The organism is Brevibacillus sp. 1238, from assembly GCF_029892995.1.
In the GTDB taxonomy this organism is placed as follows: domain Bacteria; phylum Bacillota; class Bacilli; order Brevibacillales; family Brevibacillaceae; genus Brevibacillus; species Brevibacillus parabrevis.
Map to the genome: position 1 here is coordinate 454,838 of NZ_JARXWC010000004.1, position 16,001 is coordinate 470,838.

The window sequence follows — 16,001 nt, forward strand, 5'->3', positions numbered from 1 at the left end:
ATTTTAATTAATGGAAATATTATTGAAGAAGAAATGCCCTAGCTTGTCACTAGGGCGCTTTCTTCGTAGCAACCGCTTAATGCACAGGTGCAACTTCATACACCGTCTCGAAGAATCGAACTGCCCCTGGATTTAATCGTTGATAATAGTTTTGGAACAATTGATCCGCCTCTTTGCCTAGCCACAGTTCCGGAAGCAGCTCCTGCGGCAAGTCCGGGTCGATAAACAAAAACTTGCGATATTCATGGACGAGCTTCGTCTTTTCCACAAAGCAGTGGCTGTCTGGCACTTCCTCGCCACTGTCTATTTTCGCGGATAGCTGCTCGAATTGTTCGCGGTAGTTGTCAATGAACTCTTTGTACTTCTCGTTGATTTCAGCGATGTTCCAGCACTTTTGCACCAATTGCTTCGGATCGCTCCAGCCCAGATGCTGCGCGCTGAAAATTTCTACATGGTCGGTGATTTCATGCGCCTCGGTCAACTCTTTCACCCGGTCTGCGAGATTGTTCGGGCTGATCCACGTGCTCGTCGTCAGCATCCCGAAGCCCATCCACCCCAGTTCCTTGCGCAGCTGATCCCGCAACGCGCGGCGTTCCTCCGGTATGTTGTAGCTGGCGATGCACCATTTTCCGTCCCAGACATCTGTCTCGACTTTATAAATGCGGGCTGCCGCTTCCTCCAGCCGTTTTTTCCCACGTTCGGATACCGAGTAGTAGCTCTTGTTTCCTACTTTCCTGGATTCCAGCCAGCCTTGGCGGAGCATCCTGGAAATGGCGGCGCGAACAGCCGGTTCGGACAGACCAAATTCTCCCATGAGCCGTGTCAGGCTGCCGATCCAGATCTCGCTCCCGTAATGGCGAACATATTCTCCATAAATCGTAAAAAGCATGGATTGTGGCTTCACGTTCTTCAACCCCCAAATCGATTCATACCTTTATGCTGTGAAATTGTACCATATTCTCTAGAAGGTGCGTGAATCGTTTGAGAGTATGACGATAAAATCGTATAACGTAATTTTAACGTTATTATATTAAAACATTTTAAAAGAGTCAATTTATTCTGTACAATTATTTTCCGCAGCGATTTCTGCCTGGAGCGCTTCAAAGCGCCGCCTGATTTCGTGCTTGTTGAAAATCGCCTGGGTAAACGAACCGACCCCGACGCGATTCCGGGCGGTGTCGGCTGTCACCTCGCACACCACCCGATTTTTCGTGACTTCCTGGCACACGGCTTTGAAGGTCACCACTTGACCCGCTACCGCCGGACCGACATGGCGGATATCCACAGCGAAGCCGGAGCCTTCCTCATCCGCTTCCAAATAAGGCAAAATCACCTGACGCCCTGCCCATTCCATGTAGTAGATCATGCTGACCGTCGACATGACCGGATGCACAACCTCCCCTGCAAACTTGGGCAGCATGTCCTCTGTGACGACCACCGTAAATTCGGCAGTCGTCCCTGGCTTCAGTCCTTCCTTCACGCACATGCACCTCTCGTCACGCGTGATTGCTTTCTACACGCGCTCAATAATCGTCGCGATTCCCTGGCCCACGCCGATACACATGGCAGCCAGACCATAGCGAGCTTCCCTGCGCTCCATCTCGTACAAAAGCGTGGTCAGGATACGTGCGCCACTAGCTCCGAGCGGATGCCCCAAAGCAATCGCGCCGCCATTGACATTGACCAGATCAGGATTGACTCCCAGCTCTTGCACGCAAGCTACCGCTTGTGCGGCAAAAGCTTCGTTAAATTCAAACAGGTCGATATCGGCAAGCGACAGTCCCGCCTGCTTCAACGCCTTGTGCGTAGCCGGAATCGGCCCAATCCCCATGACAGAAGGATCAACGCCTGCCACTGCGGAAGCGACGATGCGGGCGCGCGGTTTAAGCCCAGCAGCCAAAGCCGCCTTTTGCTCCATGATAAGCAGGGCGCTTGCCCCATCGTTCAAACCGCTGGAATTGCCCGCCGTAACGGTGCCGTTTGCCTGAAAAGCTGGCTTGAGCTTTTGCAGTTGCTCTATCGTCGTCTCCGGGCGAGCGTGTTCGTCGCGGTCAAACAGCGTGACATCCCCTTTGCGCCCTCTCAGCTCGACAGGCACAATCTCTGCTGCCCATTTTCCTTCCGCCAGTGCTCTCGCGTAGTTTTGCTGACTTCGCAGCGCAAACTCGTCCTGCGCTTCGCGGCTGATCCCGTATTGCTCGGCAACCTTTTCGGCTGTTTCGCCCAAGCTGATCGGCGGATACAGTTCGTTCATTTTATCGTTCACCAGCCGCCAGCCGAGCGTCGTGTCCACAAGCTGCTGATTTCCGCGCTGAAAAGCCGCTCCAGGCTTCATCATGACCAAAGGTGCGCGCGTCATGCTCTCCAGTCCGCCGGCAATGTACACTTCGCCAGCGCCTGCCTTGATCGCGTTCGCGCTTTGGTTCACGGCTTCCAGCCCAGAGCCGCACAAACGGTTGACAGTCACGCCAGGCACTTCGACAGGCAAGCCAGCCACAAGCAGCGACATCCGCGCCACGTTGCGGTTATCCTCGCCCGCCTGATTGGCGCACCCCATCATGACATCGTCAATCGTTCCTACATCAAGCGGATTTCGTTCCAGCAATTTTTGGATAACCAAAGCGCCCAGATCATCCGGGCGCACCTCTTTCAATGCTCCGCCAATCCGTCCGATCGGTGTGCGTATCGCATCGATAATGACAGGTGTATTCATCTTCCACTCCTCCAGTACAGTAGGACATCCCGATTCATCTACAACGCTTCGACCAGCGTAGCCAGTCCCTGTCCGCCCCCGATGCACAGCGAAACGATTCCGTATTTCTTTTTGCGGCGGCGCAGCTCGTACAGGAGCGTGCCTGCCAGACGAGCGCCGCTCATGCCGAGCGGGTGGCCCAAGGCGATGGCACCGCCGTTCACATTGGTCTTCTCTGGGTCAAGCCCCAGCTCGCGCATGCAGGCGAGCGACTGGGAGGCAAAAGCTTCATTCAGTTCAAACAGATCAATGTCTTCGACAGACAGCTTGACCTCGGCGAGCAGCTTGCGGATGGCTGCGACTGGTCCTATGCCCATAATGCGCGGGTCGACGCCAGCGCAAGCAAAATGCACGATGCGTCCCAAAGGCGCGGTACCCGAACGCTTCAACATTTCCTCATTCATGAGCAAAAGAGCCGCCGCGCCATCGTTGATCCCGGAGGAGTTGCCTGCGGTCACGCTGCCGTTTTTGCGAAAAGCAGGGCGCAGCTTGGCAAGCGACTCCACACTGGAATCGCGGCGCGGGAACTCATCTGTATCAAACAGCGTTTCTTCGCCTTTTTTTCCTCGCAAAACTACCGGGATGATCTCTTCCTTGAACAAGCCGGCATCGATCGCCGCGATAGCACGTCTCTGGCTTTCGGCAGCAAACAAATCTTGATCCTCGCGGCTGATGCCGAACTTTTCGGCAACGTTTTCCGCCGTATCGCCCATGGTCAAATCTCCGTAGAGCGACACAGGCGCAGAGCGCGGGCCGCCGAACGATTCCATCAGCGTCTGTGCCCCGCGCTGGTACGGCTGCTCGAATTTCTCCATGATGTACGGCGAGCGCGTCAAATTTTCTACTCCGCCCGCAAGCATCGCCTGGCTGTGTCCGGTCTGGATGGACTGTGCAGCCAGATTGAGCGCTTCCAATCCGGAGGCGCAGACCCGGTTCACTGTCAGTCCCGGCACGCTCTCCGGCAACCCTGCTTTCAACAGACCTACGCGCGCGATATTGATGAACGGCCCCGCGGAAATGACGTTCCCCATAATGACTCCGTCGATAGCATCGCCTGTTTGCCCTGCCTGCGCCAAGGCGCCATTCAGCACGAGCGCAGTCAAATCATCCATAGGCGTATGCTTCAGACTGCCCCCGAGCTTGCCGATCGGCGTGCGAACGGCGGCAGCTACGTATACGTCGTTTCTGTTCATCGTCATGCCTTCGCCTCCGCCTTGCTTTCGTATGCGTAAAAACCTTGCCCGCTGCGTACGCCGACTCGCCCCGCCAGCACGAGCTTGCGCAGCAGCGGAGCTGTACGGTAGCGCTCTTCCGCGAGATCGCGCTGCAAGCCTCTGGAAATCGCATAAATCTCGTCCAATCCGATGCGATCCGCCCATTCCAGCGGTCCATACGGATAGTTGGTGCCTTTTTTCATGGCAATATCAATATCGCGGGCAGTCGCCGCCTTTTCCATCAGCGTAAAAGCCGCTTCATTAATAATCAGGGAAAGAATGCGCGGGAAAACCAGCCCGACCTCGTCGTTGACGGCTTCCGTTTCTTTGCCAAGCGACTGGAAAAAAGCTTCCGCTGCTTGCAGCGTCTTCGCTTCTGTTTGCAGCGCCGGAGCAAGCTCAATCAGCTCCCGCTCCACCAGCGGAACCAGCGTGCCGAACCCGCACACCCGCTCGGGATGCGCTGTCCAGGCAGCGACCTCTGTCGCCGTGATCGCAAGCGAAGTCGTGAGAATCGGCACATCAGGGGCAAGCAAGCTGTCCAACTGGCGAATCTCCTCAGCCTTTTGCTCTAAATCGAGATTGCTGACCTCCACCGCGAGTGCCACCGCCGCAGAATTTGTGGCGGCTTGCGCCAGGGACAGCACTTGATATCCTTTTTCTGCAAAAAGTTGGTGCAGCTCTGCAAAAAGCGGGCTTGTGCCCGTCAGCACGACCGCCTTATTTGTCATAGTCATAGAAGCCTTCCCCCGTCTTTCTGCCCAAGCTGCCGGCCTGAACCATCCGCTGCTGAATCCGGCTGGGCTTAAATCGTCCTTCATGGAAGAAGTCGGTGTACACCGATTCCGTTGTGGCAAAATTGATGTCGATGCCGATCATGTCCTGCAACTCAAACGGACCCATTTTGAAGCCGCCTGCGCGTTTCATGATTCGGTCGATCTGCTCTACCTCTGCCACATGGTCGCCCAAAATGCGCAACGCCTCGTTATAGTACGGACGCGCGATGCGATTGACGATAAATCCGGGCGTGTCTGTCACCAGCACGGGCACCTTGCCCAGTTCTGTTGCGAAGCGATACGCCGCCTGCACGTTGTCTTCGCTCGATTTTTTGCCGCGGATTACTTCGACGAGCGGCATGACTGGCGCAGGATTGAAAAAATGAAACCCGAGAATGCGCTCGGGATGAGGAAGCCCTCCAGCAATTTGCGTAATGGAAATGGAGGAAGTATTGGTCAGCAAAAGCGCGTCCGGTCTGCAAATGCGGCTTAGCTCGCTGAAAATGCCCTTTTTCAAATCGAGCCGCTCCGGCACGGCTTCGATGACAATATCGCACGCCGCCAGTTGTTCCATCTCTGATACGAGCTTTGCCCTGTCCAGCATGTCCGCTTTTTCCTGCTCGCTGATTTTGCCTTTTTCCACATCTTTTCCCGTGATCGATTGCAAGTAGGTCAGCGCTTTGTCCAAAACCGCCTGATTGGCATCCAAAAGCACGACCTGATGTCCTTTGCGAATGCAGACGAGAGCGATCCCCGCTCCCATCGTGCCCGCACCGATAACGCCTACTGTTTTTGTATTCACTAGACTTGTGCCTCCCTTCGCCTAACGACCCGTAAAACGGGGAGCGCGTTTTTCCATGAAGGCCGCTACCCCTTCCTTGTGATCGGCTGTGCTGCCCGCAGCCTCTTGTGCGTAGGCTTCGTAGGCCAACGTCTCTTCCAGTCCCATTTCCAGCCCTTTGTACATCGCGCGCTTGATCAGCCCGATGGCTCTCGTCGGCAAGGCAGCCAGCTTGCGCGCATAGGCGAGGGCATCTTCCATAAAGCTCTCTGCCGGATACACCTGATTGACGAGTCCGATGCCGAGAGCCTCTTGTGCCGATACTTTTTCTCCGGTCATCGCCAGTTCCAGCGCCTTGCCGATTCCGACGATGCGCGGCAGGAAGTAGCAACCGCCCGAGTCTGGAACAAGTCCGATGCCCACGAACGCATTGACAAAAGATGCTTTTTCCGAAGCCAAGCGAATATCGCAAGCGAGCGCCACACTCATGCCCGCTCCTGCTGCCACGCCGTTAACTGCCGCAACAATCGGCTTCTCCGTTTTGTGCATCTGCAAAATCATCGGATTGTAACGCTCGCGTAAAAATCCGCCGAAATCCACGTCTCCGCCAGAAACTTCGCTCAGGTCCTGTCCGGCATTGAAAGCCCGGCCTGCGCCTGTGAGCAAAATGCAGCGAACAGCGTCATCCTTTTGCGCCTGTTTAAGCGCCGCAATGATTTCCTTGTGCATGACTTCTGTAAAAGCGTTGAATTTATCCGGTCGATTCAAGGTGACAATCGCTACGCCTTCTGACACTTCATACAGAATCGTTTCGTACATGGCCGCCTCCTAATTACCCGTAAACCGGGGTTTGCGCTTGTTCAGGAAAGCTTGCATTCCTTCCTTGCGATCCTCGCTGGCGAGCAGCAAATAAAAGCCGTTGCGTTCATAGTCCATGCCCTCGGCAAGCGGCAAATCCTCGGCTTTGTGCACTGCCTTTTTGATCACCTGTACAGCGAGCGGAGGCTGAACGGCAATTTGCTTTGCCAGCTTGAGCGCTTCCTGAAAATACGCCTCCACTGGCACGACGCGATTGACCAGCCCGTAGCGCAACGCTTCTTTGGCCGATATCGGTTCTCCCGTCAGCAGCATTTCCATTGCCTTGCGCATTCCCACCGCACGGGTCAGCCGCTGCGTTCCGCCCGCTCCCGGCATGACGCCAAGCTTGATTTCCGGCTGGCCGATGACGGCTGTCTCCGAAGCGATGACGATATCGCAGTTCATCATCAGTTCACAGCCGCCGCCCAGCACGAAGCCGCTAACAGCGCCGATGATCGGCTTGGAAATAAGCGACATGCGATCCCAGACGGCAAACTGGTCGCGCTTCATGATCTCGATTGCCGATGCCTCTGCCATTTCGTTGATGTCCGCTCCCGCTGCGAACGCTTTGTCATTGCCAGTGAGCACGATCACGCGAATGTCCGGGTCCCGATCCAGCCGTTCCAGCTCGGCGACCAGCTCATCAATCAACTGCAAATTCAGTGCGTTAAGAATCTTCGGTCGATTCAAGGTAATAATACCGATACCGTCTTCGCTGGCCGTTTTGATATATTCGTAAGCCATGCGCTGTTCACACCCTTTTTCGCAGGTAGTCGAGTCGTTAGGAAACTCGCCAGCTAGATCGCTGCCTGGGCTTTGCCCCGATTGTCCACAATGCGAATCGCCTTTCCTTCGCTGCGCGTCAAGGAATTTGGTTGTTGAATCCGCAGCACGACAGACACACCCAATGTATTTTTGATCATATGCCCGATCTCTTTTACAAGATGCGACAACGCAGCGCTTTCATTTCCGTTGATTTCACTGGCGTACTTCTCGGTCAGCTCGCAGTGCACCTCAAAGCGATCCAATGCACCATCGCGCTCGATCACTACCTGATAGTGCGGAGCCAACTGGTTGAAGGTCAGCAAAACAGACTCGATCTCGGTCGGGAACACATTGACGCCGCGAATGATGAGCATATCGTCTACACGGCCTTTGATGCGGGACATGCGCATGGTGGTGCGGCCACACTTACAGGGTTCCGGGTTGAGCGATGCGATATCTCCTGTGCGATAACGAATGACAGGGAATGCTTCTTTCGTCAGGGAAGTGAAGACAAGCTCACCTTCTTGTCCATGCGGCAGCACTTCACCTGTATTCGGGTCGATGATTTCTGCGTAGAAATGATCTTCCGCAATGTGCAAGCCATCCTGGGCCTCGTGGCATTCGATCGATACGCCCGGTCCCATGACCTCGCTCAATCCGTAAATGTCCACCGCCTTGATGTCGAGCGCTTCTTCGAGCTGAACGCGCATTTCCTCCGACCATGGCTCGGCCCCGAAAATGCCGTACTTCACGCTTGTCTCCCGCGGGTTTATGCCTTGCTTTTTCATTTCTTCGACGATGTTGAGCACGTAAGACGGAGTGGCTGCAATCCCGCGTGGCTGGAAGTCCTCAATTAGTGTAATTTGCCGGGAAGTATTGCCCCCGGATACAGGAACCGCTACCGCGCCCATGTGCTCGATTCCGTTATGCAGGCCAAGACCGCCCGTAAACAGACCATAGCCGTAAGCGTTGTGGAAAATATCCCCTGGCTGGCCGCCCGCACAGCAAATGGCGCGAGCGACGATTTCCGCCCAGTTTTCCAGGTCTTTCTTCGTGTAGCCTACAACAGTCGGCTTGCCCTTTGTGCCGGACGAACCGTGAATGCGCGCTACTTCCTTCATGTCCACAGCGAACAGCTTGAACGGATAATTTTCTCGCAGATCGGTTTTTTTCATGAACGGCAGCTTCTGAATGTCTTCGATGGACTGGATATCTTCCGGTTTTACGCCTGCTTCGTCAAAAGCTTTTTGATGAAAAGGCACTCGTTCGTAGACGCGCGCCACCGTTTCTTTCAAACGCTCCGCTTGAAGCTTTGTCAGCTCTTCTCTTGACAACGTTTCCATTTCTGTATTAAAGATCATGCCGTTTCCCTCATTCCGTCACGTTATGTCTTTGTAGCTATCGCCTATTCTCCCTTGAACACAGGCTTTCTTTTTTCGCGGAAAGCTTCCAGCGCTTCCAGGCGGTCTTTCGTTGGGATAATGACTTCATAGCACATCGTTTCCACGTCCAGCCCTGTTTGCAAATCGACGCTGCTTCCGCGGTCGATGGCCGCCTTTGCCTGATAGACGGCGAGCGGTGCGTTGCCGAGAATCTCTTGGGCCAGCCCCATTGCCAGCTCCAGCAATTGTTCCCCGTCTTGCGCAACTCCATTCAATATCCCCAAGCGGCAAGCTTCATTCGCCTGAATGCGCCGGGCTGTCAAAATCAGTTCCTTCGCCTTCGCCGGACTGATCAAACGCGACAGACGCTGCGTTCCGCCCGCTCCGGGAATGATGCCCAGACTGACCTCGGTCAGCCCCATTTTCGCTTCCTCCACGGCATAGCGGAAATCACAAGCGAGCGCTAGTTCAAATCCGCCACCGAAAGCGAAGCCGTTGATCAACGCGATCGTCGGCTGCGGCAATCGTTCCAGCGCAGTGAACACATCGCGAATTTTGCGGACGTTTCTGCGGACTTGCTGTTCGTTCAGCGTGCGCCGCTCTTTCAAATCAGCTCCTGCGCAAAACGCCCGGCCTTCGCCTTTTATCAGCAGCACCCGAATGTCTTTTGAATCAAGCCGCACTTGTTCAATCAGATCACCCAGCCGCTCCAATGTAGCGTAGTTCAGTGCATTCAGCTCATCCGGACGGTTGAGCGTGATGATCGCCACATGGCCGTCTCGTTCAAAGCGAACCGTTTCTTCCACTTCTATCCCCTCCTCGTGCAACCATACTCTTTAGCTTCGATTGGGATTGACCCGCGCATACGTTCCCGTGGCAAAAGCAACGAGCTTGCCGTCACAGGTGACGCGCGCCTCCATAATGATCAGGCTCTTGCCCTGCTTCAAAACGCGAGACTCAGCTTCCAGCCTCTCCCCACGGGCAGGGTACAAATATTGAATTTTGCTCTCTACCGTAACGCATTGCTGCACGCCGTCTACATGTGGCGCAGCTCCATGTCCCATCGCTACGTCAGCCAACGTCGCCGTCACGCCACCATGTACGACCCCATCTATGCTGTTGAACAGTTCAGGGCGAATTTTCAGTGCTACCTTGCAGCCCTGCTCATCTCGGTGTACGACTTCTATGCCCAGGTAGTGATTGAATCGATTGCGGATTTCCACTGTCATCCTCTCGCCCCCGTGTCTGGTATCCTCGTGAAACAGGGAAAGGAGCCTGTGCACGCGGCATTCGGCTTCCTTTCTCCGTTTTGTGTGTGCATTTGGTTATTCCTTGTCGTCCAGCGAAATGAAGTATTCATTTTTCCGATAAGCCAGTGCGTCCAATGTCGCTACCAGGCCGTGCTCGGATTCGACGCGGATGCGGTACCAGGCTGTCCGGTTGTTCTTCTTCTCTTCCGTAGCCGTTGCCACAAGCCGGTTTCCTTTCATTGCTGCGGCCAAAAATCCGATGTTCATCGAGAGCGCAACAGATGTTTTTCCGTAGGAGTTACAGGCTGCGGCAAAAACAAAATCAGCCAGGGAGAAAATGATGGCGCCGTGCGCTGTACCGTGCGCATTCAACATATGATCGGCCACCGTCACCTCTGCTGTCGCAGTCCCCTCGCCAAGCTCGATCAGCTTGACTCCCAAAAACTGGGCGAACTGGTCTTGTTTCAGCTTTTCGCAAATCTCGTCGTAATGTTTATGATGCAGCTCGCGCTCGTCAACAAACGATTTTGTTCCCATACGTTAAACCACTTCGGCAAAATGCATGGACACTACTTGGCCTGCAAATCCGCGCAAGTCTTTGCCTGCTGCACGCCCCTCTGGAGATGACAACGCTTCCAACAAGGCTTCCTTCGTTTCAAAGTACATTTCTGCGAGCAGATGCAGATCGGATTCGCCCATCGGCGTGCCGTATACTTTGCTTACCTCCATCTTGATCAAGCCAGGCATTTTCTCAGCGAGTGCAGCGTGCACTTCAAAATAGTGCTTGTCAAAAGCCTCGATATCTTCCGGCTTGCGATAAATTGCCACCAATTTCACCATTGCGATCCCTGCTTTCATTCATTTATTTTCACAAAATATGTGACGGCTTAATAATATAACGTTATTTTAACGCATGTTGATATTTTTATTATATAAAGCCTTGTAGATAGGTGCAAGTATTTTTCAAAAAGCGGGAAAACTCTGTCTGCTCCCTCCCTTCCCGAAAAGCCGCTCCTATCCCATGCTTATCTCAATTCCCGCTCGATAGTACAAAAAAATGGCTGCCAGAAATGACTTCTGACAGCCCGAAAAAAAGAGGACAGACTTTTGGTCTGCCCTCTTGCCCTTGCCAAGCGTTCTAGATCCACACCCAGTAAACGAAGACGATTACTGCAAGCAGGATCACGAACAGCCCGGCGAAAATGCTGATCCGTGCGAACTCGTGGCCTTTTTGATCCATGTGCATCCAAACAAACAGTTGGAAGAACGCCTGGATGAAAGCCAAGACGACGATGAACGGTACGGTAAAACCTACCGGAATCACTTCATACGCAACAGCAATAAATGCAAGTGCGGTCAATACGAGAGATCCGATGAAAGCTACAACGTGTCTTTTTGGACCGTCGTGTTTTACTTTCGGCTTGCGTACCTCTTCATTATGAGCGTGTGCTCCCATAGATTATCCCACCTTTCCACCGATCATACCCATGAGATATACCACGGTAAAGATGAATACCCATACTACGTCGATAAAGTGCCAGTACAAGCAGGCCAGGTAGAACTTAGGAGCCGTTACTACCGTCAAGCCTTTCTTCACTGCCGACAACTGCAACAAAGTGATCCAGAGAATCCCGAACGCTACGTGACCCCCGTGGAAGCCAACCAATGTGTAGAACGCAGAGCCGAATGCACTTGTCGAGATTTTATGTCCTTCATGCACATAATGCACAAACTCATAAATCTCCAGGGCAAGGAATCCGAGACCGAGCAATACAGTGATGGTCAGCCAAACTTGAATCATTTTCAAGTTTTTCTTGTGCAGAGCGAGTGTAGCCATAACACTTGTCATCGAACTGGTAAGCAAAAGAAGTGTTGCAGCTGCAACCAGCGGCATGTCAAACAGTTGCTGGGACGTCGGTCCGCCGTTTGCTTGATCACGCAGCGCGATAAAAGTTGCGAACAACGAACCGAAAAGAACAGTCTCTCCACCAAGGAAGAGCCAGAAGCCAAGAATCTTGTTCTTGCCTTCAAGGGTGGCTTTTTCCGGTTCATCAGGTAAAACTGCATTTGCGTGATGTGTAGCCATTAAGCCTTAACCCCTTTCTCTTCGATTTCATCCTCATGAATATGATAACCAGGATCGTCTTTTACAGAACGTGCGAACATACATCCGAAAGTCAAAATCAAGCCGACCGCTACTACAACGTAGTTGTGGTACATGAAGCCATAGCCTGCAATGAACAGACCGACGGACATCAGGAACGGCAGGAACGATGGCGATGGCATGTGGATGTCACCGAGCGGTTCAGCAGGTGTCATGCCTTTGTTGCCAGCCATTTTCTCGATCCAGAATGCATCCAGACCACGAACCAGAGGTGTTTGGGCAAAGTTGTACTCAGGCGGCGGCGACGGAATTGTCCACTCCAGCGAGCGTCCATCCCACGGGTCCGCAGGTGCGCGTTTGCCTTTTGCTGCAACGACAACGTTGATGAGGAACAGGATTGTACCGATCGTCATACCGAATACACCGATGGTACTGATAAAGTTCCCTACATCCAGGTCCTGACCTTTCAGGTATGTGAAGACGCGGCGCGGCATCCCCATCAGACCAAGGAAGTGTTGCGGGAAGAAGGTAAGATGGAAACCGATGAAGAACGTCCAGAAGTTCCATTTACCGATTGTTTCATTCAGCATTTTACCGAACATTTTCGGCCACCAGTAGTAAAGACCGGCGAACAGACCGAAGACGAGACCCCCTACGATAACGTAGTGGAAGTGAGCTACTACGAAGTAGCTGTCATGGTATTGGTAGTCAGCTGGCGGAACCGCGAGCATAACCCCTGTCATACCACCGATCGTAAATGTCGGAATGAAGCCTACTGCAAACAAGTTTGCGGTAGGGAAGCGAATTTGTCCGCCCCACATGGTCAATAGCCAGTTAAAGATTTTAATACCCGTAGGTACCGCAATCAGCATCGTAGCCAGACCGAACAGCGTGTTGGCAATGGCGCCCAAACCAGTTGTGAACATGTGGTGAGCCCACACCATGAAACCGAGGAAGCCGATCAGCGCAGTTGCGAATACCATGGAGCTGTAACCGAACAGGCGCTTTCTTGCAAAGGTGGAGATAATTTCAGAAATAACACCGAATGCCGGGAGAATCAGGATGTATACTTCGGGGTGACCGAAGATCCAGAACAAGTGCTCCCAAATGACAACGTTACCACCCGCATCCGGGTTGAAGAAGTTACCGCCAAACAAACGGTCGAACATCAAGAGAACCAGACCTACTGTAATCGCCGGGAAAGCGAACAGAATCAGACCGGATGTAATAAAAGACGCCCAGGTGAACATTGGCATGCGCATGAATGTCATCCCTGGAGCACGCATGTTGATGATGGTAACAAGGAAGTTGATACCACCGATCAGCGTACCGAGACCGGCAATTTGCAAACCGAGAACGTAGAAGTCTACTCCGCGGCCGCTATATTGGTTCAAAGCCAAAGTGGTATAAGATGTCCATCCGGCATCTGGTGCTCCGCCAAGGAACCAGCTGGTGTTCAGGAGCACTCCTCCGAAGAAGAACAACCAGAAGCCGAGAGCGTTAACAAAAGGGAATGCTACGTCGCGCGCTCCGATTTGAAGCGGAACGACTGCGTTCATCAGCGCGAAAATGACTGGCATGACCGCCAAGAAAATCATCGTCGTGCCGTGCATGGTAATCAATTCGTTAAACGTCTTGGCACCAACTACAGAAGCTTCTGGATACATCAACTGCAAACGGATCAACAGGGCCTCATAACCACCGGCGAGAAAGAAAATACCACCGGCAATCAAGTACAGGATCGCGATCTTCTTGTGATCCACTGTCGTGAGCCAGTCCCACAGCCCTGAACGTTTTGGTGCGGGTGCGTGAGAAGCATGTGCAGACACAGGTTTACCTCCTTTTTAAGCGTCACTGCCTATGACGAAATGTCATTTCATTACGGTAGTTACTTCACGCTGAGTGTAGACATGTACTCTACAAGCGCTTTCACTTGTGCATCGTCGAGGTTGAGGTTAGGCATGTTGTTGCCCGGTTTTACCTTTTGCGGATCTTTGAGCCACTCTGCCAGATTTTCAGGCGTGTGGGCAAGAATACCTGCTACGCGTTCGCGATCTGCGAAGTTGGTCAGGTTTGGACCCAGTTTTCCGCCTTTTCCAGCGATGGCGTGACAGCCGAGACAGCTTTTGTTGAAGATTTCTTGACCTTGTGCAGCACTTGGAGCTGTAGCGGCTACCGGCTCTTTGGACTGAACGCCCTTCATGCCGTTTGCCCAGCTGTCAAATGCAGTCTGGTCCATTACTTCTACCTTGAAGTCCATCAAGGCATGGGACGCTCCACAGAGCTCCGCGCATTTTCCGTAGAAAATACCTGTTTTGTCTGCTTGCAGCCAAATCTTGTTTTCTTGTCCCGGGTTGGTATCGATTTTACCGCCCAGAGCAGGAATCCAGAATGCGTGCATAACGTCAGCAGAGGTCACTTGGAACTGAACCTTTTTGCCAACTGGCAGAACCAGGTCTTGTGCGGTTGCTACTCCCAGATCCGGATACTCGAACTCCCACCAGAACTGGTGAGCGGTTACCTTCACTTGAAGCGCTTCCTCTTTTGGAAATTCCTTGTGCAGGGCGAAACCGGTTGTAACGGTTGGAATCGCCATCACAATCAGGAGCAGGAAAGGAATTACTGTCCAAAGAATCTCAAGTGCATGATTGCCTTCGACCTGCTTTGGAACGCCTTGCTGCCCTGGACGCTTACGGTATCGGATAAGGACGTACGTAAAGATCAGCATAACGACAATGAAGACGCCGATCATGATAGCGGAGGACAGCTTCATCAGGTCATACTGCATCGAAGCAACCGGGCCGGAAGGCTTGAGCGCTGAGAGCTCATCTTTGCCACACCCGGTTAACACCAGCGCCAGCAGACCAAACAGAGAAAGCTGACGCCAAAACTGTTGCCAACCCTTCATACCAATGAACCCCTCTTTCTTCGTGTTGGTAACGTTCTAGCCACGCATACAAACTAGAAGCTTTTTGCTCTTTCAATTTTGCACAAGGATGGCTATCTATTCCTTCCCCAACTATCATACCCAATCAGGAAAAGTATTAGCAGTCATCCCAAAAACAAACAGAAGGAGCAAAAGGGCCGAGATTGCAGACTCCTGCCAATGCGTGGTAACCATTTAAGTATACATAAATTTTCCTTAATCTAAAGGCTATTTGTTATCATTTTGTTAACAAATTTATGAACAAATTTGTGAACTTTTAAGATAAATGTAACCAGTTTAGGCAACTTAAAGGAGAAATATATGAAAAAAAGACCAATTGCACTAATCACTGGCTCCTCCAGCGGCTTCGGCATGCACGCTTCTGTGGCATTAGTCAAGGCTGGATTTTACGTAATTGCTTCCATGCGCGACCCGCAAAAAAGGGGCCCACTTGACAAACTCGCAAACTTGCATATAGCAACCGAACATATGGAAGTGATTTCCTTGGATGTCACCAGCCCTCCCCAGATCGAACAGGCGATCGCCGACATCGCGGATTGACACGGGCGAATCGACCTGTTGCTCAACAATGCCGGATGCGCATACGGAGGCTTCAGCGAATCGTTGCGCCTGGAGCTGGATCGAACGGATCGCACCCAAAAAGCTGGCTCCTTCGAAAAACAATTGACGCGCGCGCAGCAAAAAGGACAGCCCCGTCTTTTCGCAGATGGACGGGGCTGTCCCGGCAACAATGGCACCTCTATGTGTTTTCCGAGCGGATCGCACGAAGCAGCCATGTATGCTGCAAGTATTCGGCCACACCGTAAAAGATGGCGACAAATCCCGCTCCCATTGCCGAGATTTGGGCATCAGGCAAAAAGACGATGCTGCCGTATACAATCAGAAAACCGATGATAAAATCAATGGCGGTTGTAAGCCACAGACTGCCTGGAGCCAGAATGGCCCTGTCCAGAAAAAATCCGGCAAGAGCAAGGACAAAGCCGACACCGACAGACTGGTACAGGTTCGCAAAATTCACCTCGGGAAAGAGGGCATCAGCCAAAACAACCAAGATCGGGCTTACCAGAAGCTTCATCAAAAGACCGTCCACGTGTGTTTCCACTCCTTTGCTGAGGTCTTCTCAGTATGCCCCGCTTTCCAGCGGCAATCCTCGCGGCAACAAGCCTCCGTCC

Annotated in this window: 19 protein-coding genes; 1 reads left to right on the plus strand and 18 read right to left on the minus strand. The window is 52.8% G+C overall.

Translation table 11 applies throughout. From position 1 onward, the window contains the following. Positions 1–76 precede the first annotated feature (76 nt). The 17 genes from paaX to coxB form a co-directional block, all read right to left on the minus strand. On the minus strand, positions 77–904 hold the full coding sequence (gene paaX / locus M2298_RS13115; protein ID WP_122964322.1) for a phenylacetic acid degradation operon negative regulatory protein PaaX: 828 nt from the start codon (positions 902–904) through the stop codon (positions 77–79). A gap of 150 nt (positions 905–1,054) precedes the next feature. Continuing rightward, on the minus strand, positions 1,055–1,480 hold the full coding sequence (locus tag M2298_RS13120) for a thioesterase family protein (RefSeq protein ID WP_122964321.1): 426 nt from the start codon (positions 1,478–1,480) through the stop codon (positions 1,055–1,057). 33 nt (positions 1,481–1,513) lie between these two features. Further along, on the minus strand, positions 1,514–2,713 hold the full coding sequence (locus M2298_RS13125) for a thiolase family protein (RefSeq protein WP_280648602.1): 1,200 nt from the start codon (positions 2,711–2,713) through the stop codon (positions 1,514–1,516). A 38-nt stretch (positions 2,714–2,751) separates the two neighbouring features. Continuing rightward, the gene (locus tag M2298_RS13130; RefSeq protein WP_122964319.1) at positions 2,752–3,951 is read right to left on the minus strand and encodes a thiolase family protein; all 1,200 of its coding nucleotides are present in this window, start codon (positions 3,949–3,951) and stop codon (positions 2,752–2,754) included. After that, positions 3,948–4,703, minus strand: coding sequence for a 3-hydroxyacyl-CoA dehydrogenase family protein (locus tag M2298_RS13135; protein ID WP_280648603.1), 756 nt, complete (start codon positions 4,701–4,703; stop codon positions 3,948–3,950). Before M2298_RS13135 ends, M2298_RS13130 begins: the two co-directional genes overlap by 4 nt. Next, positions 4,687–5,544, minus strand: coding sequence for a 3-hydroxyacyl-CoA dehydrogenase family protein (locus M2298_RS13140; RefSeq protein ID WP_122964317.1), 858 nt, complete (start codon positions 5,542–5,544; stop codon positions 4,687–4,689). Before M2298_RS13140 ends, M2298_RS13135 begins: the two co-directional genes overlap by 17 nt. 21 nt (positions 5,545–5,565) lie before the next feature. Beyond that, the gene (locus M2298_RS13145; protein ID WP_122964316.1) at positions 5,566–6,342 is read right to left on the minus strand and encodes an enoyl-CoA hydratase-related protein; all 777 of its coding nucleotides are present in this window, start codon (positions 6,340–6,342) and stop codon (positions 5,566–5,568) included. A 9-nt stretch (positions 6,343–6,351) separates the two neighbouring features. Beyond that, positions 6,352–7,125, minus strand: coding sequence for an enoyl-CoA hydratase-related protein (locus M2298_RS13150; protein ID WP_122964315.1), 774 nt, complete (start codon positions 7,123–7,125; stop codon positions 6,352–6,354). A 53-nt stretch (positions 7,126–7,178) separates the two neighbouring features. Beyond that, positions 7,179–8,507, minus strand: coding sequence for a phenylacetate--CoA ligase PaaK (gene paaK / locus M2298_RS13155; protein ID WP_280648604.1), 1,329 nt, complete (start codon positions 8,505–8,507; stop codon positions 7,179–7,181). A 44-nt stretch (positions 8,508–8,551) separates the two neighbouring features. Continuing rightward, complete coding sequence (locus tag M2298_RS13160; RefSeq protein WP_063230841.1) at positions 8,552–9,334, minus strand: enoyl-CoA hydratase-related protein; 783 nt, start codon at positions 9,332–9,334, stop codon at positions 8,552–8,554. A 30-nt stretch (positions 9,335–9,364) separates the two neighbouring features. Further along, entirely contained in the window at positions 9,365–9,757 is a 393-nt protein-coding gene (locus M2298_RS13165) for a PaaI family thioesterase (RefSeq protein WP_063230840.1), read from the minus strand. Between the two features lie 96 nt (positions 9,758–9,853). Then, positions 9,854–10,315, minus strand: coding sequence for a hotdog fold thioesterase (locus M2298_RS13170; protein ID WP_063230839.1), 462 nt, complete (start codon positions 10,313–10,315; stop codon positions 9,854–9,856). A gap of 3 nt (positions 10,316–10,318) precedes the next feature. Next, positions 10,319–10,618 (minus strand): EthD family reductase, encoded by a 300-nt coding sequence (locus tag M2298_RS13175; RefSeq protein ID WP_122964313.1) that lies wholly within the window; start codon positions 10,616–10,618, stop codon positions 10,319–10,321. A gap of 298 nt (positions 10,619–10,916) precedes the next feature. Continuing rightward, complete coding sequence (locus tag M2298_RS13180) at positions 10,917–11,234, minus strand: cytochrome C oxidase subunit IV family protein (RefSeq protein WP_122964312.1); 318 nt, start codon at positions 11,232–11,234, stop codon at positions 10,917–10,919. A 3-nt stretch (positions 11,235–11,237) separates the two neighbouring features. Then, positions 11,238–11,864, minus strand: a complete 627-nt coding sequence (locus M2298_RS13185) for a cytochrome (ubi)quinol oxidase subunit III (RefSeq protein ID WP_122964311.1) — start codon at positions 11,862–11,864, stop codon at positions 11,238–11,240. Beyond that, positions 11,864–13,711, minus strand: coding sequence for a cytochrome c oxidase subunit I (gene ctaD, locus M2298_RS13190; RefSeq protein ID WP_280648605.1), 1,848 nt, complete (start codon positions 13,709–13,711; stop codon positions 11,864–11,866). The genes M2298_RS13185 and ctaD overlap by 1 nt, the downstream gene beginning before the upstream one ends. Positions 13,712–13,770: 59 nt before the next feature. Continuing rightward, entirely contained in the window at positions 13,771–14,790 is a 1,020-nt protein-coding gene (gene coxB / locus M2298_RS13195) for a cytochrome c oxidase subunit II (RefSeq protein ID WP_122964309.1), read from the minus strand. A 339-nt stretch (positions 14,791–15,129) separates the two neighbouring features. On the opposite strand from coxB, the gene M2298_RS13200 reads away from it, so the two are divergent. Next, on the plus strand, positions 15,130–15,369 hold the full coding sequence (locus M2298_RS13200) for an SDR family NAD(P)-dependent oxidoreductase (protein ID WP_254223302.1): 240 nt from the start codon (positions 15,130–15,132) through the stop codon (positions 15,367–15,369). A gap of 199 nt (positions 15,370–15,568) precedes the next feature. On the opposite strand, the gene M2298_RS13205 is transcribed toward M2298_RS13200, so the two are convergent. Further along, positions 15,569–15,919, minus strand: coding sequence for a DUF2512 family protein (locus M2298_RS13205; protein ID WP_063230832.1), 351 nt, complete (start codon positions 15,917–15,919; stop codon positions 15,569–15,571). Positions 15,920–16,001 lie beyond the last annotated feature (82 nt).